This window comes from Halocatena halophila, assembly GCA_027563145.1.
Classification (GTDB): domain Archaea; phylum Halobacteriota; class Halobacteria; order Halobacteriales; family Haloarculaceae; genus Halocatena; species Halocatena halophila.
In genome coordinates this window covers 15,462-39,876 of the sequence record CP071307.1, presented here as the reverse complement: position 1 = coordinate 39,876, position 24,415 = coordinate 15,462, and the positions used below count along the sequence as shown (strand labels likewise).

Annotated in this window: 20 protein-coding genes and 1 pseudogene; 8 read left to right on the top strand and 13 right to left on the bottom strand. The window is 51.4% G+C overall.

The features are described from left to right. Window positions 1–97 precede the first annotated feature (97 nt). Window positions 98–580, top strand: a complete 483-nt coding sequence (locus JXQ78_RS14325) for a cupin domain-containing protein (RefSeq protein WP_330633208.1) — start codon at window positions 98–100, stop codon at window positions 578–580. Between the two features lie 119 nt (window positions 581–699). Here the strand turns inward: JXQ78_RS14325 and JXQ78_RS14320 are convergent, their stop codons facing one another. Further along, on the bottom strand, window positions 700–1,146 hold the full coding sequence (locus tag JXQ78_RS14320; protein ID WP_330633207.1) for a MaoC family dehydratase: 447 nt from the start codon (window positions 1,144–1,146) through the stop codon (window positions 700–702). Window positions 1,147–1,561: 415 nt separating this feature from the next. Beyond that, complete coding sequence (locus JXQ78_RS14315) at window positions 1,562–2,299, bottom strand: alpha/beta fold hydrolase (RefSeq protein ID WP_407934067.1); 738 nt, start codon at window positions 2,297–2,299, stop codon at window positions 1,562–1,564. Window positions 2,300–3,477: 1,178 nt separating this feature from the next. On the opposite strand from JXQ78_RS14315, the gene JXQ78_RS14310 reads away from it, so the two are divergent. From JXQ78_RS14310 to JXQ78_RS14295, 4 genes are all read left to right on the top strand, one after another. Further along, a complete protein-coding gene (locus tag JXQ78_RS14310) occupies window positions 3,478–5,625 on the top strand; it encodes a DUF1349 domain-containing protein (protein WP_330633205.1) in 2,148 nt (715 codons plus the stop codon). 992 nt (window positions 5,626–6,617) lie between these two features. Beyond that, on the top strand, window positions 6,618–9,032 hold the full coding sequence (locus JXQ78_RS14305) for a hypothetical protein (RefSeq protein WP_330633204.1): 2,415 nt from the start codon (window positions 6,618–6,620) through the stop codon (window positions 9,030–9,032). Window positions 9,033–9,506: 474 nt separating this feature from the next. After that, entirely contained in the window at window positions 9,507–10,412 is a 906-nt protein-coding gene (locus tag JXQ78_RS14300) for an ADP-ribosylglycohydrolase family protein (protein WP_330633203.1), read from the top strand. Window positions 10,413–10,670: 258 nt separating this feature from the next. Then, complete coding sequence (locus JXQ78_RS14295; protein ID WP_330633202.1) at window positions 10,671–11,435, top strand: MBL fold metallo-hydrolase; 765 nt, start codon at window positions 10,671–10,673, stop codon at window positions 11,433–11,435. Window positions 11,436–11,584: 149 nt separating this feature from the next. On the opposite strand, the pseudogene JXQ78_RS19065 reads toward JXQ78_RS14295, so the two are convergent. The 9 genes and pseudogenes from JXQ78_RS19065 to JXQ78_RS14250 form a co-directional block, all read right to left on the bottom strand. Next, window positions 11,585–11,698 (bottom strand): annotated as a pseudogene (locus JXQ78_RS19065) (zinc ribbon domain-containing protein); the annotation flags it as partial. A 49-nt stretch (window positions 11,699–11,747) separates the two neighbouring features. Beyond that, window positions 11,748–12,413: an SPFH domain-containing protein gene (locus JXQ78_RS14285; protein WP_330633200.1), complete on the bottom strand. Its 666-nt coding sequence runs from the start codon at window positions 12,411–12,413 to the stop codon at window positions 11,748–11,750. Between the two features lie 203 nt (window positions 12,414–12,616). Beyond that, window positions 12,617–13,486, bottom strand: coding sequence for an energy-coupling factor ABC transporter ATP-binding protein (locus tag JXQ78_RS14280; RefSeq protein WP_330633199.1), 870 nt, complete (start codon window positions 13,484–13,486; stop codon window positions 12,617–12,619). Next, a complete protein-coding gene (cbiQ, locus tag JXQ78_RS14275) occupies window positions 13,483–14,295 on the bottom strand; it encodes a cobalt ECF transporter T component CbiQ (RefSeq protein ID WP_330633198.1) in 813 nt (270 codons plus the stop codon). Before cbiQ ends, JXQ78_RS14280 begins: the two co-directional genes overlap by 4 nt. 2 nt (window positions 14,296–14,297) lie before the next feature. After that, the gene (locus JXQ78_RS14270; RefSeq protein ID WP_330633197.1) at window positions 14,298–14,621 is read right to left on the bottom strand and encodes a cobalamin transport operon protein; all 324 of its coding nucleotides are present in this window, start codon (window positions 14,619–14,621) and stop codon (window positions 14,298–14,300) included. Further along, window positions 14,621–15,301 carry an energy-coupling factor ABC transporter permease gene (locus JXQ78_RS14265; RefSeq protein ID WP_330633196.1) on the bottom strand — a complete coding sequence of 227 codons (681 nt, stop codon included), beginning with the start codon at window positions 15,299–15,301 and terminating at the stop codon, window positions 14,621–14,623. Before JXQ78_RS14265 ends, JXQ78_RS14270 begins: the two co-directional genes overlap by 1 nt. 94 nt (window positions 15,302–15,395) lie before the next feature. Continuing rightward, window positions 15,396–16,205, bottom strand: a complete 810-nt coding sequence (locus JXQ78_RS14260; protein ID WP_330633195.1) for an ABC transporter ATP-binding protein — start codon at window positions 16,203–16,205, stop codon at window positions 15,396–15,398. Continuing rightward, window positions 16,196–17,038: an ABC transporter permease gene (locus JXQ78_RS14255; RefSeq protein WP_330633194.1), complete on the bottom strand. Its 843-nt coding sequence runs from the start codon at window positions 17,036–17,038 to the stop codon at window positions 16,196–16,198. Before JXQ78_RS14255 ends, JXQ78_RS14260 begins: the two co-directional genes overlap by 10 nt. Continuing rightward, a complete protein-coding gene (locus JXQ78_RS14250) occupies window positions 17,035–18,015 on the bottom strand; it encodes an ABC transporter substrate-binding protein (protein WP_330633193.1) in 981 nt (326 codons plus the stop codon). Before JXQ78_RS14250 ends, JXQ78_RS14255 begins: the two co-directional genes overlap by 4 nt. A 449-nt stretch (window positions 18,016–18,464) precedes the next feature. Here JXQ78_RS14250 and JXQ78_RS14245 point away from each other — a divergent pair, with 449 nt between their 5' ends. The 3 genes from JXQ78_RS14245 (at window position 18,465) to JXQ78_RS14235 (ending at window position 21,380) form a co-directional block, all read left to right on the top strand. After that, complete coding sequence (locus JXQ78_RS14245) at window positions 18,465–19,481, top strand: methyltransferase (protein ID WP_330633192.1); 1,017 nt, start codon at window positions 18,465–18,467, stop codon at window positions 19,479–19,481. Window positions 19,482–19,643: 162 nt separating this feature from the next. Next, a complete protein-coding gene (locus tag JXQ78_RS14240; protein ID WP_330633191.1) occupies window positions 19,644–20,126 on the top strand; it encodes a chorismate--pyruvate lyase family protein in 483 nt (160 codons plus the stop codon). Window positions 20,127–20,156: 30 nt separating this feature from the next. Continuing rightward, a complete protein-coding gene (locus JXQ78_RS14235; protein WP_330633190.1) occupies window positions 20,157–21,380 on the top strand; it encodes an FAD-dependent monooxygenase in 1,224 nt (407 codons plus the stop codon). A gap of 101 nt (window positions 21,381–21,481) precedes the next feature. Here JXQ78_RS14235 and menA read toward each other — a convergent pair whose 3' ends face one another. Then, complete coding sequence (gene menA, locus JXQ78_RS14230) at window positions 21,482–22,441, bottom strand: 1,4-dihydroxy-2-naphthoate octaprenyltransferase (protein WP_330633189.1); 960 nt, start codon at window positions 22,439–22,441, stop codon at window positions 21,482–21,484. A 368-nt stretch (window positions 22,442–22,809) separates the two neighbouring features. Then, window positions 22,810–24,153: a phenylacetate--CoA ligase family protein gene (locus JXQ78_RS14225; RefSeq protein WP_330633188.1), complete on the bottom strand. Its 1,344-nt coding sequence runs from the start codon at window positions 24,151–24,153 to the stop codon at window positions 22,810–22,812. Between the last annotated feature and the right edge of the window lie 262 nt (window positions 24,154–24,415).

Here is a 24,415-nt window from a genome sequence, read left to right as displayed (position 1 = left end):
TGATCAATAATCGAACAATGGTATACCATGTATTGCTCCAATACTAAATTTCTATAATATTATAAAGATTTATTGGTCTGTATTTGCAATACTAACTATGGATAAGATAAATATTGAAGATGCACGAGTAGTATTAAGTCCATTAGATGTTCATAGCGAACGGCGACCGATCTCCTATGAACTCGGGACAACAGATTTCGTAATGAACTTTTTTCGTCTGGAGCCAGGAGAGTCGATCGCTGGTCTCTTCCACAAACACGACGATCAAGAAGAGGTCTTCTATGTCGAGAAAGGAATAGCTACGTTCACAGTGGGTGAGGACAAAAAAACAGTGAAAGTAAAAGAGGGAGAGCTAATCAGATTTCCTCCTGGCGAATTTCAGAGGGGAGATAATAAAGACGATGAACCACTCACAGTTTGGGCAATCGGTGCACCGGGTGCTGGACACGATCCGGACGAAGTGAGCGTATTATACCCATGCAATAGATGTCAAGAAGAAACAATACATGAGATAGATAGATCCACTATCGGTGAGACCCGGGTTATCTGTAATGAATGTTCAAACGATGAAATACTGTGAGCATAACCACCATCTCCATTAACTTGGGTGTGCTATGCTCCTATACGGTGCTCTTTATTAAATCAATTAATCAGATTTCTCGCGAATTTAAATCAAATATGGGTGCTGTGGGAAAGCCCCTACGCATCATCATTCATTCCAAACTGTATTAATACAATAAGAGATACTAATTTCTCATCATTCTGATTTACTACAGTCATTTGAATGCTAACAATTCCAAGGTCATCGATCCAAGGCCTTTTTTTTACTATTTCAGTCTTCACAGAGAGAGTATCTCCAGGACGAGTAGGTTGTTTCCACCGTAGATTATCGACTCCGAGAGCCCCCCTAGCACTGGAATTGAGAAGCATATTCTCAACCATCATCCGTTGTCCAATTCCAACAGTCTGGAGACCACTAGCAACGAGCCCTCCAAATGCCGACTCTTTGGCAACTTCCTCATCAACATGAAACGGCTGTGGATCGTACTGCTCAGCAAATGCGGTTATCTCCTCTTTGCTTACAGTATAGCTTCCGAATTCGTCTGTGTCACCAACTGAGATGTCTTCATAGTGTAGTTCCTCCATATGATAATATTCTAGTTACATTTATATTAATCTTTTTGTTCATATATAATTTATTATATATTATTATCTATGAATTGTATTTATAATATTCAAAAACTAATTGACGGTATCTGTGCTCAACTTGCGCATCTCATACTGATTTTACGAAAGGACACACATTCGGTCTGGATCAAAATTAGGGGTACGTTCTTGAGGATCAGCCATGATGTTTCATGGGAGAGACGATTGCCACCGTCGAATACCGGAACGCGCATCAGTATTACTTGCATGCGCTCTGGGCGTTACCGCTAGTTTCAGTGTGAGTGCCAGCACCACCTGCCGCTCGCAACTGCTCACAACACCCACACAATTCAAGCAATGAATTCGCGCTTTTTCTCACTGCCATTATACAGTATTAATCAAGGATGGAAATATTTCACCAAACACTGAATTGTGACTGAATCTGGCATGTCGAGACATCCGAAAGGAATTCTCGAATGGCGTGGTTTACGGGATCAGGTCGTTCAATCGGCGCGCTATGTCCGGCATCCTCAATCAACACCTGGTCTCCATACGGGACCTGTGTAAGCATTGATTCAGTGCGTTCTGGAGCAAGTACGGTATCTTCCGTGCCGTGGATCGAAAGAAACGGAACTGTAATATTGGACAATTTGTCCGTAAAGTCCTCTCGACCGATCCACGATTGCATCTCGTAGTAAATAGCCTCCCCAGGATAGGTGCGCCACCGATTGACCCAGTGCTCGACAAGGACTGGATTTGTTTCGCGTGTTGTCTCACCAAACATCCGGACTCGACCGATGTCGAGCAATTGATCGGTCGGTCCGTTCTTACGAACTTGCGCTGCGAGATTGCTGTACTCATTTCGTTCTGTTTCGGTATGCGACGCTGCCATACTGTTGATGAGGATGATCCCTCGAACGCGTTCAGGATAACGGTTCACAAAGTCCAACGCCATGAATCCTCCTGTCGAAACACCGGCAAGCACAATCGACTCGACGTTGAGGGTGTCGAGCAACGCTGCGAGATCATCAGCGAGTGCGGAAAGGTTGTACGGACCTTCGTATCGATCTGTCCGAGCGCGAAGATCGTAGGCAATCGTCCGATACGTGTCTGACAATGTTGACAACTGTGGCGTGAATAGCGTTCGATCCATCAACATACCGTGGGCGAATACGACCGGGGGGCCGTCACCAGATTCCGTTACGACTGATTTTGGGCGCTGCCGATATCGTTCCACCGAATTCGAATTCCCTACCATAGTATCTATAGTATATACTCAATAAAAATAATATTTCCTATACTATAATTTATTATTTATAGCAGTGAAATTTTATTGATGCAGAAGTGCGACACACATGTCATACACGATCAGACTCCGAGGACTATGTGGGGAGAACATCCTCCTTGTGAGTTATTGATGACCATCAGTTACAGAAACGGATATAAGTGGAGAAAAATTTGATAGGCTCTCTGTAGCAACTTAGATAGTATGAGAAGAACAACCATAAATATTCAATCCCAAATATTTGTAAACTTATTTATATAAAACTATATTAAGTAGTGTGTTTTATTTAAATATGGTTAAATTATCATATATAGGTATATTTTATATTTGGGAATTATAATAATATATTACAGGGAATAGTTCCATTAATATTGTGGCGAGATTAATGATTTTCAGACAGTGAAAAGGATGCCTTCGTTTGACACACACGATTCCTAGCCGCTTTACGTAGAAACGGCCGCTGCAGAAGAACCAATATTTAATGATCTCGTCGTGTAATTTCCATACGGTTTTCCAATTTTCGATTGCCTGCGATGGGCTCTCCCGTGTGTATGCATCTTCAAAGGAGATCCAGTTCACACGACGTGGCTTCAAACTGCCATCCCGTAGCGGTGGTAGCATCCGTGCCACCGGCTATATCATCGAGCAGGCGACCGCAGTACTGTTACAGTGGTACGTCTGTAATCGCTCGATTGCCTGGGCAAATTGCGACAGATATCCAGCCATCTGATCTTGTGGCTAACTGTTGATCTGACCCGATTACAGGGTAGACTTTGCAAACGGGGTTCACCATGTCGAGAATCAGCTGATTCAGGCCGCGTCGACCAACTTAACAACACTAATATGAATTCATTCTTTGAGTTCGTTGATACTGTCGATTCTGTTCCCGCCTCGGGAATTGATATCGGCCATAGCAGATGGCTGTCATCGTCGGAGCCGATCAGTGAAAATCGTAGTAGATCAGTTTCTCATCCTCACCCTAATGATAATTATTACTAGGATAATTTTATTATCTGACTTGTATATTGTCGTAATGGTGTCTATTGATGGCACACGACAGACGCACGTTTTTGCGTGCGATCGCAGCGGGGAGTATCGGGACGGCCGTGCTTGGCGGGACGGCCACGGCAGCACCCACGATCACCATCGAAGGTGGCGGTGAGGACATCTGGAACCAGGCGGATGAATTCCATTACTACTACGAGGAGATAGACGGAGACTTCGACGTTACTGTCCAAGTTGACAGCGTAGAGGACACCGATGAGTGGGCACGGGCGGGCATCATGGTTCGTCAGACACTAAACGATGATGCCGAGCACGCAATGGTTCGGAAGACGCCAGGAAACGAGACATCGTTTCAGTGGCGCTCCAATAACGGCACCGCAGCAAAAAGTACAACATCGGATGAAGGGGAAGGTGAGAGCGAAATCTCCGGCGGGACGATGGCAGCCGATTGGTTGCGATTAACGCGCACCGGTGACACGGTTTCGGCGTACGGGTCAAGCGACGGCAGCACCTGGACGCTCATCGCCGACATCTCGCCGAACCAGATCGATTTGGCGGCCAGCGCGTACGTCGGATTGGCCGTCTGTAGTCACGACGCGGGCACTCTCTGTACAGGGACATTCTCGAATCTTTCGGGCGTTGGGCCGAGCGACAACCAGGATATCGGAGCCGTCGATGTGGCGGGGGGCGTCTCGACCGACGATGGCGGTGGCGACACCGGTCCGGTCGTATCGACAGGCTCGGCGTCAAACGTAACCGATACGTCGGCGACACTGAACGGCGCGCTCGATGCGCTGGGCGGGGCATCCTCAGCCGATGTCTACTTCGAATGGCGCGAGTCTGGCGCGAGTGCGTGGACCACGACGAACAAGGAGACACTCACCACAACGGATTCATTCAGCCAGGGCGTATCGGGACTCTCTCCGGGAGCCGACTACGAATTCCGAGCCCTGACGGACGCCAGTGATGACGATTCCGATACCGGCTCGATAAACACGTTCACAGCCTCAGAAGATAATGGCGGTGGAACGTCCGGTGGATCGTATTTCGATGGCAGTGACGGCTTCGCATCGATGGGTTCGTGGCTCGATGACAGTACACAAGTCATCACGGTAACCGAGCCGACCCGTAGCGCCATCGAAAGCGCGTTCCACGCGAGTGGTTCGCGCGTGGTGGTCTTCGAGACCAGCGGCACGATCGATCTGGGCGGGGATACGCTCCAAATCACGGAGGACAACTGCTGGGTGGCAGGCCAGACCGCACCCTCACCGGGGATCACGTTCATCAAGGGAATGGTGCAAGTCGATGCCAATAACTGCGTCGTACAGCACATCCGTTCCCGCGTCGGGCCTGGTCCCGACGGCAACATTCAGGGCAACGACGCGATCAGTACCCAGGACGAGACCGTCAATAACGTCATCGATCACTGTACGGCTTCGTGGGGGGTCGATGAATGCATGTCGGTCGGATACGACACCGACCAGACAACGTACTCGAACAACCTGATCTACGAGGGGCTGTACGATCCGTACGGCGATGGATCCGACCATAATTACTGTACGCTGATCGGAGATGGGGCCGACCGGGTCGCGCTGCTTGGCAACGTCTGGGCGAAAGCTCGGAGCCGGATCCCACGGCTCAAAAGCAACACGCGAACCGTCGTCGCCAACAATCTCTGTTACTTCTTCGATGAAGCTTCGAGCACCGACGGATCGGCCGAAACGACGTGGGTCGGAAACAAGTACACTGGCGTGACCGCCACCGGCGAATCGATCGTCGAAGGCAGTGGGACGGTGTACGGCGAGGACAACAGCACAGCTGATCCACCCATCGACTCGGACGTTCCGTTCGTCGAGGAAGAAACGACCGACTCGAGACCGCTTTGGCCTAACGGATTGACTGCCATGCCATCCACCGATGTGGAGAGTCACAACCTCGCCACCGCTGGTGCACGGCCAGCTGACCGGACGGGGAACGATGAGCGCCTCATCCAAGAGATCATCGATCGGGCTGGAAACGATCGGCTCGATTCACCGTATGATTACTGGATCCCCGACCACAACGCTGTCGGCGGTTACCCAAGCCTCCCAGAGAACACACACTCGCTGTCGGTACCCAGCAGCGGTCTCCGCGACTGGCTCGAACAGTGGGCACTTTCCGTCGAAGAAGCGAGCGCAAGTCCACCCTAATCGTCCCTGGGCTTCTCAACCGAACGCGTCCCTGTACGAGCAACACCGTCGGAAAGGGTGACCGTTCGGGGGCTTTTTTGGAACGTTTCACCAGGATTATGGATAATCGGATGGCGCTGTTCGACAATTCATCTCTGTTGGTTCCCAGTCTTTGCCCATCGTTAACGTGAGTCGTGTGCATCTACAGCATCCCACTACATACTACTTAGCTTCCTAGGCGATGCCTGACCCCTAGTCACTCCATACTGTGTTCGTGTTCTCTCGGACAGGGTTGCCGTCATGCGTCGGCACGCCGGACTCGATGCTCCTCCAAACCGGTGCGAGCAGTCCCCGACCAGCATTCACCAGTCTGTTGGACGAGTTCGTCTCGATTCATCAATAGTGAACATATTCTGTTCCCGACAGAAGAACAGAATTCCTCTCAAATGTGCCACAGAGCAGCGATCGACTGCGATTCAACGGCATCAAAACCCATCAAATAGAATCCGTTCGATCCGTTGTTCCGTTACACCTAGTAAACCGGCTGAGTACAGCGGTGTCACAGTCAAATTTCGATGGATGATCCGGCCAGTCAGTGGTGGATCAGGGAAGGTTCTGTTCGAGAAGCACATTCAGCCGTTACAAGCGTATGGCTGTAATCCTTCTCTACATGAGAGTCGATTCCGATGTCGCCTGTTATCCCCTGCGAGACGAGTGCAATCTCATAGCAGAATGGCGTGGCTGAGCCAGGCACAAACACGTTCTCGACCGGGGAACGTCCCCGCTACGCGGTGGGGGTGTCCGACTGGTCGGTACTACTCGCCGCTTGTCGCAGACCTGCTGTGGTTTCTACAGATCCGCCCAGTACCTTCTTTCCGCTCGCCACGCGGGGCATCAAACAGCATCCTCAACTGTCTCAGTTAATTACTGTTAATATTATAGTCATATAATGATAATTATTACTAAGATAATTTTATTATCTGATCTGTATATTGTCGTAATGGTGTCTATTGATGACACACAACAGACGCGCGTTTTTGCGCGCGATCGCAGCAGGAAGTATCGGCACCGCCATGCTTGGCGGGACGGTCACAGCAGCATCCACGATCACCGTCGAAGGGGGCGGTGAAGATATTTGGGACGAGGCTGATGCGGGTCACTACTACTTCACCGACGTCAGGGGTGACTTCAACGCGGTCGTCAACGCAACGAGCATCGAAGACACGGACGGGTGGGCTAAAGCCGGCCTGATGTTCCGCGAGTCACTCGCGGCCGACGCGAAAAACGTCATGGTACGGAAGACGCCGGGGAACGACTCCTCGTTCTCCTGGCGCGCGAACACCGGCGGGTATACGGAGAGTACGACCTCAGACGGTGGGGATGTCATCCGTAACGGCGGACAAATGGCCGCCGACTGGCAGCGCCTCGTCCGGACGGACGATACACTTCAGGCGTACCTCTCGACAGATGGCAGCGACTGGACGCTAATCGCTGAGTTGGCCTCGGTGGACTTCACGACTGGCGGCTACCTCGGTTTGAGTGTGACGAGCGCGAACACTGGGACGCTGTGTACGGGTGAGTTCACCGGCCTCAAGAATATCTCTCTAACGAACAACCGGGATTTGGGCAATCCCGATGTCTCCGGGAGCGTCACCGGCGGTACCGGCGGGGACGATCCGTTACCGCTCGTCTCGACCGGATCGCCATCGAACGTCGGAGCGACCAGTGTGACGCTGTCGGCCTCGCTCGATTTGCTCGGGAACGCATCCTCGGCCGATGTTTTCTTCGAGTACCGGGAAACCGGTAGCACTTCGTGGAGCAGTTCCGAGACACAGACCCTTTCCTCGGTGGGGTCGTTCAACGCCGATGTCTCGGGGCTCACGAGCGAGGCCGACTACGAATACCGTGCGGTCGCGAACGCCAGCGACGGCGATGTCGATGCCGGCTTCGTCGAAACGGTCGCGACGCGACCGCCGGACACACAGCCGGTCGTCTCGACGGAAGCACCGTCTGACATCTCCTCAGCAGCGGCGACACTATCGGGAAACCTCGACGACCTCGGCGGTGCGTTCGACGCGGATGTTTTCTTCGAGTATCGGGAAGCCGGTAGCTCCACGTGGACCGAGACATCGTCCCAGAACCGGTCCGAGACCGGCCCATTCAAGCAGACCGAATTCGGGCTGACGAGTGACACCGACTACGAGTTTCGTGCGGCGCTTTCTGCCGAAGACAACGATACGGCCACCGGGGAGATAGTGACATTCTCGACGACGGAGGGTGTCGAGGGGGGACCACACTTCGACTACGAGGACGGCTTCGCGGACGTGGACTGGTTCGACGACAGCGTCGAAGTGATCAAGGTCGGCGCGAACTTCGACGAAATCGAGGACGCATTCACGACGGACAGCAGGCGCCTCATCATCTTCGAAGAGAGTGGTGTCGTCGACCTTGCGGGCGCGGACCTCTCGATCACCTACGGCGACTGCTGGGTTGCCGGCCAAACCGCGCCTTCGCCCGGTATCACGTTCATCAACGGGATGGTCCAGGTCGAACAGGACAACACCGTCGTCCAGCACATCCGCATCCTTCGAGGCGATCGAAGCGGCGGCGAGGGAACCGATCCGCTGAACAGTCGTGATGGCGCAAACAACGTTATCTTCGACCACTGTACGTCCTTCTGGGGCCGCGACGAGAACCTCTCGGTCGGCTACGACTCGAATAACACCACGGTCGCTAACTGCATGATCGCAGAAGGGCTTGAGGATCCCGAGGAGAACTCCAACGGGACACTGGTCGGCGACGGCGCTCAGAATGTCGCAATCCTCGGGACCATTTACGCGAAGAACAACGACCGCAACCCGCGGCTGAAATCAGAGACCAGCACGGTCGTCGTCAACGGATTGAACTTCTACCACGACAAGGCCATCTGGATCGACGACAGTGCCGAGGCATCGGTTGTGGGCAACGCGTATATCCACCGATTTAGCTTCAGAGATCCGGTCGTCTTCGGGAACGGGAGCGTCCACATGGACGATAACTACGTTGTGGACCCCTCGCTCAACGGCCGACCGTTCTCTGACGTCGGAACTGAACTCGATTCCCCGCCGCTGTGGCCAAGCGGTCTCGAAGCACTCCCTGCCGGAGATGTCGAGAGTCACAATAAGACCTACGCCGGAGCACGACCGGCCGACCGGATCTACCAGGAAGAGAAAATCGTCCAGCAGATCACCGACCGCTGGGGTAGCCTGGACGTGGATCCGAACGATGACAACGCCGGATTCTCCGACATTCCTGACAGCGTGAGTGAGGCCGGCGGATACCCGGAGCACGGGGGAACCACGCATTCGCTGACCGTCCCCGACTCGGGACTGAAAGACTGGCTTGACCAGCAGGCGGCCAACGTCGAAACCGGTAGCAACGGAAGGTGAAGTATACTGCACAGTCACGGGCGAAATGTGGGTGTCAAGCTAGTCGCTAAACGGACCATACATTAGAAAATCATACCCTCGTCGACCTCAAATAGATCGAGGATCGATATCTGCTTTATTTTTCAAAATATTGCATTATACGATAGATTTATGTATAAATCTCATGTGAAGAGAGATACCGACTGTCAAGTAGGTGGGTGGCCAACAATCGCACCGCAACTGTTGGGAGGGTGATCTCGAAACTGTAGAGTAGGATACCTGTCACAACTGATGAGAGGATAACCGACATGGTCAACGGAACGCCACTGGCATCCGTACGAGAAGCAAAAAGACAGTGCTAGGGTGATTATTTGGATGGTAATACGAAAACAGGGCACTACAGCCATTCGTAAAGAACAGAACTAGTGTGTTAAAATACATCGTATGTCGAAGCAATAGGTCATCTTTTTCTCAAATGGAAGTGTGCAATCACGTATGGACACAGATCGTGCCGAGGGCGTCCTTCTCGGCCTCGCATGTGGTGATGCACTCGGGCGGCCAGTTGAATTCAAATCAGCCTCTGAAATCGAAACAGAGCATGGCATCCTTCGGGAGATGGTCGGCCATGGAACGTGGGGGCAGCCAGCGGGGACGGTTACTGACGACACGGACCAGGCGCTCTGTATCGCTCGGAGTTTAGCGACTCATTCGGACTTTGAGCCCGCAGACATCGCGGACCGCTTCGTCCAGTGGTACGACACGGAGCCGTTTGATATCGGATCTATGACACGCCACTCGCTGCAACAGCTAAAGCAGGGCGCGACATGGGATGTTGCTGGTCGCGACGTGTGGGAGGCCAGTGCTGAGGGAAGCAATGCCGGCAATGGGAGTGTAATGCGCTGCCCACCACTTGCAGTTGCGTATCCTGATGATCCCTCCTGGCTCGTCCGGGTAAGTCGTCACTCATCCGAAATTACACACGCCGATCCACGGTGTACCGACGGATGCGCGGTGGTGAATCTCACACTCGCAGAAGTGCTGCGAGGTAACTCAGAACCGCTCACGACGGCTCTCGACTACATCAGGCCAGAGGCTCCCGAGGAGCTCGTTACGGCACTTGAGCCCATTGCTCGCGGGAACGAACTGAGAACACTCCCGACGTCAGGATACGTGATTCATACCCTCCAGACGGCACTCTACGATGGCCTCCGGGCAGAAAACGGTGAGCAGGCAATCGTGCGGAGTGTAAATCGCGGCGGTGATACGGATACGATTGGTGCTGTCACAGGAGCCATCGCTGGCGCTCGATTCGGGGCTAGTGCGTTTCCCGATCGATGGCTGGCACCACTCGACGAGGTGACCGAACTGCGAACGCTAGCCGCACAGCTCATGAAACTGTAACGAGAGTACTACGTTATTCGGAACCAGCTACTCCTGGGGAGGAACTAGCAGTCACATCAAGTCTCGTCGGGAGATGGAGAGGAGTCGTCACCTACTGTTCCGACGGGAGCAGCCCATCAACGTTGTAGGACAGGACCTTTCACTGGTACGTCTTCGTCGGGCGCAACAACGCTACTCTACGACATAATTGAAAATTATTATATGAATCATCTCATATGTTATCACTATATTCATACGTGGACAGTGTTTGGAAGTAATATGACTAGCACGGAGACGACCAATGGCAGACAAGAAGTGGCACATGACTCCAAAGTCGCACCCGGGGTCTATCGATTTGGAACGAACCGTGTCAATTGGTATGTCGTCGAGGCAGGAGGTGAACTAATTGTTATTGATGCAGGACTTCCAAACCATTGGGAACAGCTGTTAGACGGTCTCAATGGGCTCGGATACAGCCCTGAAAACATTGCAGCACTGGTACTGACACACGGCCATGGAGACCATATTGGCTTTGCTAATCAATTGCAAAAGACTGCCAATGTCCCCGTCCTGGTGCATACGGCGGATGTAGCACTGGTTGACGGTGATGGCGAAGAAAATATGCTGGAGCTAGTTCGGAATCTCTGGCGACCAGCCGTAATACGACTGTTAATCGAGTTTAGTCGCAGTGGGGGGATCCCATCGCCGCTAGAATCGGTCGAATCGTTTGCGGCTGGAACTGACCTCGAACTGTCGGCGACACTACGGGTAATTCACGTTCCGGGGCACTCTACTGGTTCATGCGCGCTATATCTACCGGATCGAAACGTTCTTTTCTGCGGCGATGCACTCGCTACAGTTGATCTCAAGACTGGTAATACTCGTGGTCCACAGATTATGTCAATGTTTAACGATAATAGAGAACAGGCCCTCGAGTCCCTCGATCGGCTCGGATCACTCGGTGAGGTCACGCTATTACCGGGGCATGGTGATCCATGGCGTGGTGAAATGCAGGAAGCCATCCAACTCGCACGTAGTGAATAGAAACATTGATTTTGAAATAGTAAATCGAGCAGGAAGCCATGGATTCTACGTTTGAAGTTGTGGAAGCTAACAATCGTCAAGTCAACTGACCTGCGTACAAATTGTCAACGGTACTCTTCACACACGTACAGACCACACTCAACACGCTAACTATCGTCGTTTCTCCCACAGACACAACACATCTTGCTCGTATCGTGTTCGAACACTGTTACGACTTCGATACCCTCGACGTTCGCTATGTATTCGAGAATACTAGTGAAGCGATAGTTACCCAATTCCCGTCCGCTTTTCCACACCGACGTGAGTGTTGGATCACAAGTCGTCCTCCTCGCGCTTAAGATGATTAAAGTGGGCGATAAGCTTCTGCTCAAGCTCCTCGTTCTCCGCAACATATCCACCTTCGATGACTGCCAGTAGGTCTGTCTGGAGGTGAGCCGTCGTTATGTTTTCCTCTTTCTCTTCGGTGGGGTCAAGGGAAGATCCCTCGACCACCTCGCGCACCTCGGCGAACTCGATGCGAAGACCCAACTTGTCGGTGCCTTCGTCCAGCTCGTTGCGGAGCTCTATGTTGATCTCTCGGCGCTTGCTCGGCATGCCGTCAAGCGCCTCGTCGAGATCTATGTCGCCGAACACAATCCGAAGCGCCGTCTGGGAGAGATGGGACACTGCTCGCTCGTGATCACCGACTTCGAGAAACACTTTCTTCGCGTCTATCACCTTGTAGTAGACGATCGCATCCACCGTCACGGGAGAATTATCCCGCGTGATCACCTCCTGGGGAGCAATATCGAGTGTCTGCGTCCGCATGTCGATCGGATGCGTCGATGAGACGAACGGTGGAACGAAATTGACACCGGGCTCAAGCAGCTTCCGGTACTTATTGAACACTGTGAGCACATACTTTTCGTGCGCCGGGACGGTCTCGATGGACTGATACACCACGACGATGAGTACGAGGAGAACGGCCAACTCGACCACGCCAGGACCCCCGGTCTGTAATGGCAAGGAGAGCATACCATATGAAGCCATCATTATTGTTTAAGTAATTCGGTGTGATGGGCAGGATATAGCCAGAAGACGAAAGCTGTCTACGTGAGCGTAGTCACAACGATTACCTACGCGTACCGTAAGGCAATAATCTCTTTTATTATGAGAGCAAATTGAGATATCTCAGGAAGCAGTCAATCGTATTCGCTGCCATCTGGTGGTAGTGTCTGTTCGGTTTCCGAGTTGCTAGCGTCCGTGAAGTGTGCAACGAGATGAGCTTCCGTCACTGGCTGTGCTCCCAACCCAGCATCACGAGCCACACGAACTGCACTCGGCGGATGAAGATTCGCTTTCGCCAACAACGGGTCGTCGTAGAAAACCTCTCGGGGGGTCCCGCACTCAACGACGGTACCGTCAGCCATCACGCAAACACGATCTGCGACCGTTGCAGCAAAGTCGAGGTCGTGCGTCGAGAAGACGACACTGATACCCCTCTCGTGAATCTGCCGAATCCGGTCGGTGACCAGTTGGGAGCGCTCAGGGTCGAGGCCCGCGAGCGGTTCATCAAGTACGACGACGCTCGGATCGAGGACGAGCACGCCAGCAAGGCCGACCAGGCGTTTTTCCCCGCCGCTCAGGTAGTGGGGAATCTGGTCTTCGAGGTGGCCTGCGTCGACGATTGCGAGCGCCTCACGAGCGCGCTGTTTCGATTCGTCGTCGGGGATGCCATAGTTCTGGAGGCCGAACATCACATCATCAAGAACCGTAGGTGCGACGAGTTGCATATCGGCGTCCTGAAAAACGATGCCAACTTCTTCTATAGCATATGATATATTGTTCTCAGTGATCTGCGTGCCGTCGATAACGAGTTCGCCGTCGCCGGGAACGAGTGTCGCATTCAGATGTTCGAGGAGTGTCGATTTCCCAGCTCCGTTGCCACCGACGAGCGCGATGACTTCATCGGGGTAAACGCTAAATTCTATGTCGTGTATCCCGACCGTCCCGTCAGGATACGTGTGCGCCTCACACTGTAGATTGACCAGCGGTACCTCATCCAGGCTCACAGTCCCACCCCATAAACCACGAACGTTGCGTAGCCGACAACAACAGCGTAGAAGCCGAGGACGATGACCAGTTCGTGAACCGGTGGGGTCGAGACATCGCCGTACAGTGTAATGTCGCCGTTGTAACCGCGGGCTTCCATCGACTTGACGAGCCGTTCGGATTGCTCAATTGCCGATAGCATCATCATACCGAAGATTTTCGCATACAGCCGCTTGTTCGACCAGAACTCCGAGAAGTTCGCACCTCGGGATTGTGCGGCTTTTACTAGGTTCTCGAGTGTCTCGAGCATGACGAACGTGAACCGATAGGTAAGTAACGCAATCTGATCGAGTGGCCGGGGGAGCAGCCGTCCGAGCACATACACGATGTCGGAGTATTCCGTGGTCATCGACGCTGTCAAAGTAAATGTGACGACCGTAAGTGATCGAAAGCTAAGCTCCAAGAAAAGAACGAGTCCCGCCCACGTGACCGAGAGTTCACCCAGCGATGTCGAGAGTGCCCCACCGATTGGTGTACCTGGCTCAAGAAACGCCAGCGGCCCGGCAACAGAAATGATGAACAGCATCGGAAGTGTATACCAGCCAGCCAGCCGCTGGAAGGGTAATTTCCCGAGCCCATACACGACCAGCACGGCTCCGTACAGTCCAGCCAGAAGCGCGAACCGGTCGAACACCGTGACGGCAATGACGAGGGCGCCACCGATACCGACCTTCGTCCAAGGATTAACGCGGTGCAACAGTCCGTCCCGCCGCTTGGCAATGGCCGTGATGAGTCGCGGGTCCGGGACGTGATTCGAGAGTGTCGTCACGATTAGGGTGCTGTGTGTTCTTCGTCGTCGAAACCGCCGTAGCGGTCCGCGTAGACGTATATGCCGACTCCGAGGACAACGAGCAAGAAAACGAGTGCGCCAAACTCGATTATCATACCGTTCTTTCGGATCGGACCAGCTACAACGATACCGCGACCGAAGTCAATGAGCACGCCGCCGCCTTCGTTTACGCCACGGTGGAGTGTCTTTGCGGAGCGCTTTGCCCACGGGAGTGCGCCGCCAGTAGAGCGAAAGCCCCACAGCCCAGCAGCAAGACAAACCGCAAACAGGCCAGCGAGCCCGCCGTACTGTTTCCATCGCTGCATCAAGCAGTCACCCCGGTCGTCTCTTCTCGTGTGTCACGATCGACGATCCCAATGAGGTCGGGTCGAACCGAGGCTAGAAACTGGACGATAAAGCCAGTGAGAATCCCCTCAATGACGGCGACGCCGAGATTCAACCCGACTAAACCTGCGACGGCTATCGTCAGTTCACCACGAGGCAGTGCGCTCCCGTTCACACCACTGATGACGATGATCGCACCCATCAGGAAGGCCCCTGCCGAGAGACCAAGCGTCGCCGCACTTGTGCTGGCAGAAAAGATGTCCCAATCCATCCCTATCAACGTTTTGAACGCGTAGTAGGCGACGATGGCTTCGGTAGCGTTAACAAGCGTATTCGCACCGAGCAGACCGACTGCACCGTGTCCGACCGCCGTAGAGAAGATGTTCACGACCAGCGTGATGAGTACCCCGAGCAGCGGCCCGGCGAGGATCCCAACGAGACCGGTGAGGTTCATGTGGATGCCACCCCACACGGGAATATTCAACTGGAAGATCGCGAAGCTCGCGGCCGCGCCGATACCCGCGAGGGCGATCTGGTGTGTCTCGATACCTCCCTTCCGGACCCGATACACCACAGCACTGATCAGTCCGACGCCAAGGAGTGTCCAGAAAAGCAGTGCCCACAGCGGGAATGTCCCTTCTCCGAGGTGAATGTGTGCCATCCGTATTAACAAATATGGATGCAATTATAATAATCTTACCTTGTTGGTTATCCATAGATAATAAATTTTTATAGATATTGGTTGTTCTTTAATGTTAAAAATCCTTCATTAACGATTCCTCGGTGACACCATGCGAGGTACCGAACTCATCTCTGATTTGAATAACATATTCGGTGAACTCTTGGGCCGTCCGCTGGCGCGGACGGTCGATACCGACAGTAACCATAGATTGGACAGTTCCCGGGTTGGCGTCCATGATGAGCACGCGATCGGCCAACGTCACCGCTTCGTTGATGTCGTGCGTGACGAACACAATGGTCTGTTCGGTCTGGTTCCAAATGTTGAGCAATTCGGCATGCAGGCGATCACGTGTCCGGGCATCAACACTGGCAAAGGGTTCGTCCATCAACAGGATCTCCGGATCGACGGCGAGCGCGCGTGCTATCCCGACGCGCTGTTTCATACCACCGGACAACTCCTTCGGATACGCGTCCTCGGAGCCGTCAAGTCCAACGAGGTCGACCAACTCCTGAACCCGTGTCTCGCAGTCCGGACACTCACACGAGGGACGGTCGAGACCAAACCGGATGTTTCCACGGACGGTTCGCCAGGGAAATAGTGCATACTCCTGAAAAACCATCCCCCGATTCAGATCTGGATTGGTGACCGAAACTCCATCAACCACAACCGAGCCGCTATCTACGTCTTCGAGGCCAGCTATCGCACGTAACAGCGTGGTCTTCCCACATCCCGAGGGACCAACCACACAGAAGAACTCGCCATCCGCAACCGAAAATGAAACATCTGCGAGTGCTCGGGTTGACCCATAGGATCTGCTGATATTCCGAACGCAGATCTTCTCGTTACACTCCCAACTGGTGGGTGAGTTCGAATTCAACGCCATGCAAGTACCCTCCGTTCGACGAATCGGAATCCAACGTCCATACAGACGAATGCCAAGCTGATCAGGAACATATACGCGACGCTAGTCGCCATCGCGAGATTGTTCGAGGCGTTGATGATCTCGTAGCCGACACCGGGTGCACCGAACAGCTCGGCGCCAACGACAATCATCCAGCACCGACCCATGCTCGTCCGGAACCCTGTCAATAACTGGGGAGCGGCGTTTGGTAGTGCGACGAGTTTCAGCATTGAAAGCTCTCGTTCTACGCCTAGCGTTGATGCAGCATCGGTCAGCTTGCTCGAGACGCCTTCGACACCACTGTACGCGCCGTAGAAATTGATCCAGAAGGCACCGACGAAGACGATGAACGCCGCACCGGTATGGTGAATGCCGAACCAGACAAGCGCAAAGACGACCCACGCCAGTGGCGGAATCGGTCGGAGCATCCGGACGATCGGACGCAACCAGTCATCGAGTGCACCGTTCCAGCCCATCGCTATCCCAAGCCCGATGCCACAGCTGGCTCCGAGGAGAAGACCCGGAACGTAGTGGAACAACGTCTGTACGAGATGTGCGAATCCGGTCGGTAGCACTAGCCGATTGCCCAGGACGGGGACGATAATCGCAGTCGAGGTTGCGAACAGGTCGACAAACGCACGCCCCGAATCGAGGGGGCCAGGTACCAGATATGACGGCTGGGTCGCCATTGCGCCGAGCCACCAGACAAGCAAGAACACGAGGAGACCACCCAACCCGCGTAGACACCGCTGCAGGTCCACCCCGAAAGTGTCGGCGACCATCGTGTGGGAACGAGTAGTAGTCTGTTGTCTCATCCCTGAATGGCGTCGTAGGATTCGTACGCGAACAGATTCTCTGTCGCGATCGGTTCTTCGGTGTTCCCGACATTTGCGACGAACTCACACATCGTCGCCGCCTGGTCGGTGATCTGATGAGGATTCGAAGTAAACGAAGACGCCCTAGAGTCCATGGCCGCCATAGCGAGACTCTCGCTCACTCCCGAACCGATCACCGATGCGGCATGACCAGCAGCCGTATCCGGTGAGTCTGCCGTGAACTCGGTTGCCGAGATATGTTGTTCGACCAGCGACTGCGAGATCTCTCTGTCATCGATTACCTTCTGATTTGCGAACAACACCGTAACCGGATGGTTTTCGAGAATACTTCCAGACCAGGAGAGTTCGCCGAAGCCGTTATCCTGTTCGATCACCGTCGCGAACGGCTCTTGGATGATCGTCGCATCGATATCACCCGATTGGATTGTCTGGACCGCCATTGCCGGCGAGACTTTCAACTTGGTGATGACGCTATCCATCTCGCCAACATCGAGACCCTCCTGAATCCAATACCGAAGCACAATATCAGGAACGCTTCCGGACGGAGGGCCACCGAATCGTATCTTGCGGCCATGCTCTTTCTCAAAGCGCTCAAACGTGTTCGGCCCCTCCTGTTCATAGAGGTCAACGAGCTCGGTTGTGGCCATGATCCTGAAGCCGTTTTTCGAATTGGCCGCGAGAATACCGGCGTTGGTGCCTTTGTCGACAAGAACCATCGCAGGGGTGATTCCAAAGAGGGCAACGTCGACATCCCCACTGGCAAACGCCTTTACGACGCTAGGACCTGAGCTGAATCGCTCTACTATGATATCCGCTGGGACATCCTCATAGTAATTCTCTTGTTCCATCACGTAGTGTTGCATGTTCGGATAAATCGGTACGTACGCGACTGTCACGGAATCGAGGGATCCACCTCCTCGACCGAGACAGCCAGCGATTCCCGTTGTGGCAACCATGGTTACACTTGCTCCCTGGATCAGTCTTCGGCGAGAGATTTGAACCATCAGTGTTACTAACTCCAGGACCTATTCTAATAATACCTATGATCTAGTAGTATAGAGTTAATAATCAAGAAGAATAAGGAGTGTAGATGTTGCCAGTCTCAGCCTGGATTCAACGAAAAAAACAGGCTATCAACTACGGACTGAAGAGACTGCCAACGTAAATTCGAAGGCAATGTCGGTTGGGTCTTCAACATCGAAATGCGTCCGTCCATTGTCTAGATACCCGTACTCTGCGCCCCACCAACTAATTACTTTGTACAATATAAATATTAACATAAGGTAATTGGAATAGACGAAGATAGATAGCTATATCATATATAACACTGATCTAGTGTATTGTAGAAAGGTGATTAAATGCCATCGATACCATATTATTTGGAAGTAGATAGCAATACAAACATATGAAATCTGCAAAAGAAGACATTCGAGATATAGTATTTGGACTTACACGTGGACGAATTCTCGGCGTAGGAATCAGGGTTGGTGTATTCGAAGCAGTTGGAACAGAGCCGAGAGATAGCAGCGAGATAACGAAAGCGTTGGATATTGATCCCGATCACGGTAATCGCCTGCTCCGGTCACTAGTAACGCTAGGGGTAATAAAGGAATCTGAAGCGGGGTATTCACTGACGGCGACAGGTGAATATCTCTCCGAAGACCACCCAGAAACGATTAAAGATTATTTTCTATTTGAAACCAGTGAATTAAGTAACGACCTCTGGAAACATCTCCCTGAACTGATAGCGGATGGTGAGCAAAATGCATTTGTTCGTGAGTTTGGACAGCCACTCTTTGATTACCTGGCATCAAACCTCGAAACTGCGATGATGGTGAATGATGGAATGAGAAGTTACTCACGACTACACGCCACCGAAATTCGTGAGTTGTTATCTTCCTCTCCCATCGCAGAAGAAGGTCACGCCTGTGATATTGGTGGTGGTCACGGTCATCTGCTATGTATGCTTCTCTCAGAGTATCAATCACTCACAGGCACTGTATACGACCAGTCCCCGCTTCTCAAAGCGGACACACTCCAACTAGCAAACGAATTCGGCGTCGCTAATCGCTGTTCATATGCTTGTGGAGACATGTTCGAAGAGATCCCTCATGCTAATATATATCTACTCAAACATATCATCCACGATTGGAGTGATACCCAGGCTATCCAGTTACTTTCCACAGTACGCGAGCAATCGCCAGATGATGCACAGCTCATCATGATCGAGCATGTAATTCCCAACTCAGAGCCGGCTCATTTCGGTTCGCTCTACGATATGCAGATGATTGTCTGGGCAGATGGCCGTGAACGCACGGTCGATGAATACAAATCGCTCCTCAATCGGAGTGGATGGGAACATACAGAGACCATGTTCGCAGATAACAAATTATTAGGAGCCATCCATGCCACCTCTAATTGAATATATTTCTAACTAGCTTTCTGTAAAAATACAAATTGGTGGCCTCAGATCCTATTTAGCTTTTCTACTATATTTAGATACGAAAGTAAATATATGTATCACGGAGTATTCTGTTGATCCATGGTACCAAAACAATCAATTCAGTCATTCAATACTCGACAGATGAGTATCGATGAAGATACGTTTTCTCCAATTGAGCGCGTAATTCTTACTCATGATGGGACTGTAACACGAATGCTTGAGGCACTAACTGGCCAACCAATCACAGTAACTATCCTCGCCCGATATATTCGTGGAGACACACTCTATCGGACAGTGGCGTTAGAATCCGCGTTAGATCCTGACCCATTGGTTTGGGCAACATCTGAGGTCGACTTACAGAGTCTAGATCCTCAATATGAGGCAATTCTCCGTGATCAAGACATTGGTATCGGGGCCATGTTTTGGAACGAACAATTCGAGACATTCCGCGAACTCGTGGATTTCGATAGTATAACAGCACAAGAGCAGTTTCCATCATTCATTAACGCAAACACCAGTAAGCTACTCAAACGGACATACACAATCTACCACGAAAAGAACAATATAATGGACATCGTAGAATACTTTCCAAAGGATAAATTTGAAAAGTTCATCGAGGAGTGAGCAATAGCTATCCTCCACCAATCAGTTACAATGAGTACCAGTAACAAATCAGCACCAGTCATCATCGTCGGTGCTGGTCCGACAGGATTAGCAACAGGGATTGCCCTTCGTGCGCGGGGCATCAAGGCAATCATTCTTGAATCAGATTCGAGGGATCGAAACCGAAGCGGGACCCGTGCGATATACATTCATGGCTCAACGCTTCATCGGCTAGAGCAGATTCATCCCGGAGTAGGCCAGAAGATCGCTCAAAAAGGCCTCGTATGGCCAACCAGACGAACGCTTTGGCGTGGCAACGAGATTTTTTCCCGCACGTATTCTGATCCAGGAGGGACTGGTAATTTACCGCATTTTACGAGTCTACCACAGAGCACGACCGAATCCTTCCTTCGAGAGTCATTCAATCTACAGGGTGGAACCATTCACTGGAGCTCTGAAGTTGAACACGTAGAACCACAGCAAGATGGTGTTCGCGTCCAAACTGTCGATGGTGACGTATGGAGAACAGAGTATCTCGTCGGTGCTGATGGAGCTGGGTCGACAGTTCGTAACGGGATCAATGCAGATTTTCAGGGAGAAGCGTCGGAAAATTCATTTATTGTCATCGATATTGAAGAAACACCTGAAACCCCTCGGGAAGTTGAGCGGGTATTCCACTACAGTCACCCAGACGTCGGCGGACGAAATGTCCTGATTATTCCGTTTACGGGCGGTTGGCGGATTGATATCCAATGCAAACAATCTGATGACCCGTCCAACGTAGAAAATGTGGACGTCGCAAGCGAGATGGTAGCGACGATTCTGGGAGAACGATACCGATCCCGTATTTCCTGGATTTCCCGGTATACGTTCAAACAAGTAACAGCGGACTCATTTGTCGACGCTCACCAACGCATCTTGCTCGCAGGTGAAGCCGCTCATTTATTCGCACCATTTGGCGCACGAGGAATGAACTCGGGAATCGCCGACGCAGACGAGGCAGCATCGGCCATCACTGTGGCAATTACTGCAGAGACTGCTTCGATTGCGGAAGCTGAAATCAAACGATATGGTACGCGAAGAAAGAAAGCAGCTGAGTATAACAAATATGCCGCTGGAAAAGCCCTTGAGCACCTCCAGAGTAATCGCCTAACAACGAAAATCAAGAAGACTGCCGCTGCGAAACTGTCCAGGTACTGGGAGGGAGCTGGCGAATGGCTCGACGACGCACCGTATGGTCCTCGCAAAAATCCAGATGCCACACAGTTCTATTGATACAAATTAGTAACAAAACGATTGCCCACCAACAATGGTGATTGGATGAAAAACTCACTCCCCAACCCTCTTACCGCACTTATCCTAATTTATATTATAATTCACCTAACTAATTGTGGAATAACCAATCCAAGAGTGAATAATATAGAATGAAACGTGGTTAGATGTCCTTCTCTGATCAGGGTGCGATTTAACGCACTATCAGTGTTGGTCAGTACACTATATATGACGATAGCTGCATACGGAAGCGACAGAACGGGGAGAAGGATCCACAATTCGAATCCGTATACACTCCAAAGCGCGATCGGCGCGAGATACACTACTCCGATCACAACGATAAATTCGATACGGGTAAATTGATACCCAAATCGAACTGGAATCGTACACTTACCTGCGTTTGCATCAGTTTCGCAGTCTCGAATATTATTTATTATCATCATGCCAGTGGCAAAGCCTGCCGCTGCTAAACTGGCGATGATAGCTACGGGTGGGACAGTTCCTGGTGGTAGTCCAATAGGAAATGGTCCAACTCCCGAACTCGCTACTGCCATCAAGTAGTATGTGGCACACGAAGGAAATACTCCGAATCCAAAGAATATGGTAAAATCGCCGAGACCAACATCTCCGAAATACAAGGGAGGACCTGCATAGAGAAATCCACCGACCGCTAGAACGATCCCCATCACAAGCATTGGAATCCCACCAACGTAAACGGGATACATTCCCGCTAGAAAGATCAATGTGTAGATCACAAGTATCCCCCTCTTTACATTCTCTGTGGGAATGAGTCCTGACTGGGTAACACGTACAAATCCCTCCCGTTCATCAGTGTCAATTCCCCGTATGGCATCATAATAGTCGTTTACAAAATGTGTTCCCTGCTGATTGAGTAAATTCGCCACAAGCGAAGCCACTGCGATCTCAAGTACGAAGATACCATGGTGAAAAGCGAGACCCGCACCGATGAGGATGGGGGAGACCCCTACCGGGATAGTCATAGGTCGTGTTGCCAATATCCAAGCCTCAACCCGTGTGGTCTCACCATCATTTATGATTCCCATATGTTATATAGACACCACCGAGATCAGTTATAATTTATTTAGATATACAAAGATAACTGATAGGATGTGATAAACACCGCTAACGTATTTTTTGCTATCTTCTACAGGCACAAAATCTCAAAGGCTGCGCTTTGTGGTAGTAAGCTCCTAGAAAGCTTATTCTTCGGAATCCTCCAAACGAGGTGGTAAATGCAATTCCATGGTCCGAAGAACACTCCGAAGTTGCGTCGTATTACGCTCAAGCGCTGGAATTTGACAGCTCTCAGATAGCCGTTCGATATGTGCGAGTTCCTCCCGAATCGTTTCTGTGTGGTCTCGTACTTCTTCGAATGTTTCTTCAGGTATTTTTGGGATATTTTCTTCTTCTATCATTGTCTATATTGGGCTCTCCGTTGACGTAAATCAGAAAATCGATTGCTTTTGAGCGTGTTTCTATCTAGTGTACCGGATTGAAGCACGTTCACGGTGAAGTTAAGATGAGTATGCCTTCGCAATTCTTTGCGTAGCTGCTTTCTGATGCGTTGATTATTATAATCGTGGTTCTGGTCAGCTTCAACGTCTACAGAGACGGTATCAAGATCTTTTTTCGGATGGTCTTCAATCCGCACGTGAAATTCATTCAGTACAGTATCAAACCCATGAACGATATCTTCGACAGTACGGGGCGACAGCAGTGTTCCATTGACCGTCTTGAACTCGTCTCTCCTGCCTAAGACACCCCCATCCACGAACCGGTATGCCCGGCCACAATCACAACCATTCTTTTCAGAAAGACGAACCCGATCGTTGAGTTCAAAGCGAACGTATGGTTGTGCATAGCGATTGAGCGGTGTTACTACAAGGCGACCGACGTCACCGGGAGAGACTGGCTCATCATCTGGACCGAGGACTTCAACAAGAAAGCGAGCTTCGTTAACGTGCAGTCCGAGATCATCACTACTACAAGAGAATCCCCACGCACCAGCTTCAGTTGCTCCCGCATGATCGTACACCTCCGCCCCCCAGAGGTCTTCTAACGCTGCCTTCGTGCTTGCTACGCTGGCCCCTGGTTCACCCGCACAGATAATTATAGCTACTTCTGACCCACGTAAGTCGATACCTTCTTGCTCAGCAACTTCAGCAAGGCGGAATGCGTATGTTGGCGTCATAGCAACGACTGTCGGATCCAAGTCAGCAATTTTTTCTACACGCTGTACTGACGACATTCCCCCACCAGGGATAACCTGGGCTCCGATTCGTTTGGCAGCTGAGTGTGCAGCCCAGAAGGCTACAAAGACCCCATAAGAGAACGGAAAGAAGACTCGATCGTCTGGACGGACTCCATGCGCCCAAAGTACGGTTGCCCAGCAGTCAGTCCACCATTCCCAGTCACGTAGCGAATCACTCTGTCGAATCGGGGGTCCAGTAGTTCCAGATGTTTGGTGATACGAGATAATTGATTCTGTATCATCTGCGAGCAGATTGCCATACAATCCATCACCCATATGTTGGGCTTCCCGGAGCTCAGATTTCGTTGTGGTTGGAATGGTAGTCACCATCTCCATCGTCGTGATTTTGTCTGGCTGAATATCTGATAATTTTTCTTTATAAAATGCAGTATTGTCTTTTGCATGTCTTATTTGCGCTTGAAGCCGATTTAGTTGATACTCCCTGAAATATTCCCGTGACATCGTCTCTAAAGCGGGATTCCACATTGTATTGCTGTTACCCATCTACTACAGACTAGAGTAGTTTATGAGTGTACTTAACACTAATAATTAGTATACTTTAAAATGCATTCTACATACGATCAAAGAGACTATATTGACAAAGAGATACTGCTCTACGCCAAAGAGTACATTCCAAAACCCACCACAATCATGAATATGATATATAATAAGAATAGTATCACACATACAAGAGTGTGATCAAAAGATGACTGGCTATCAGCCTCGGTCTGGGCAGTTTGGATCACACATTATCCTCCATCAGCCT

Coding starts and splice junctions, on each gene's coding strand:
- JXQ78_RS14260 (WP_330633195.1), bottom strand. CDS start 16,205: ATGGCGTTGAATTCGAACTCACCCACCAGTTGGGAGTGTAACGAGAAG.
- JXQ78_RS14225 (WP_330633188.1), bottom strand. CDS start 24,153: ATGGGTAACAGCAATACAATGTGGAATCCCGCTTTAGAGACGATGTCA.
- JXQ78_RS14255 (WP_330633194.1), bottom strand. CDS start 17,038: ATGAGACAACAGACTACTACTCGTTCCCACACGATGGTCGCCGACACT.
- JXQ78_RS14305 (WP_330633204.1), top strand. CDS start 6,618: ATGACACACAACAGACGCGCGTTTTTGCGCGCGATCGCAGCAGGAAGT.
- JXQ78_RS14270 (WP_330633197.1), bottom strand. CDS start 14,621: ATGCAGCGATGGAAACAGTACGGCGGGCTCGCTGGCCTGTTTGCGGTT.
- JXQ78_RS14240 (WP_330633191.1), top strand. CDS start 19,644: ATGAGTATCGATGAAGATACGTTTTCTCCAATTGAGCGCGTAATTCTT.
- JXQ78_RS14325 (WP_330633208.1), top strand. CDS start 98: ATGGATAAGATAAATATTGAAGATGCACGAGTAGTATTAAGTCCATTA.
- JXQ78_RS14265 (WP_330633196.1), bottom strand. CDS start 15,301: ATGGCACACATTCACCTCGGAGAAGGGACATTCCCGCTGTGGGCACTG.
- JXQ78_RS14315 (WP_407934067.1), bottom strand. CDS start 2,299: ATGGATCGAACGCTATTCACGCCACAGTTGTCAACATTGTCAGACACG.
- menA (WP_330633189.1), bottom strand. CDS start 22,441: ATGGGAATCATAAATGATGGTGAGACCACACGGGTTGAGGCTTGGATA.
- JXQ78_RS14235 (WP_330633190.1), top strand. CDS start 20,157: ATGAGTACCAGTAACAAATCAGCACCAGTCATCATCGTCGGTGCTGGT.
- JXQ78_RS14295 (WP_330633202.1), top strand. CDS start 10,671: ATGACTAGCACGGAGACGACCAATGGCAGACAAGAAGTGGCACATGAC.
- JXQ78_RS14245 (WP_330633192.1), top strand. CDS start 18,465: ATGAAATCTGCAAAAGAAGACATTCGAGATATAGTATTTGGACTTACA.
- JXQ78_RS14320 (WP_330633207.1), bottom strand. CDS start 1,146: ATGGAGGAACTACACTATGAAGACATCTCAGTTGGTGACACAGACGAA.
- JXQ78_RS14300 (WP_330633203.1), top strand. CDS start 9,507: ATGGACACAGATCGTGCCGAGGGCGTCCTTCTCGGCCTCGCATGTGGT.
- JXQ78_RS14250 (WP_330633193.1), bottom strand. CDS start 18,015: ATGGTTGCCACAACGGGAATCGCTGGCTGTCTCGGTCGAGGAGGTGGA.
- JXQ78_RS14310 (WP_330633205.1), top strand. CDS start 3,478: ATGGCACACGACAGACGCACGTTTTTGCGTGCGATCGCAGCGGGGAGT.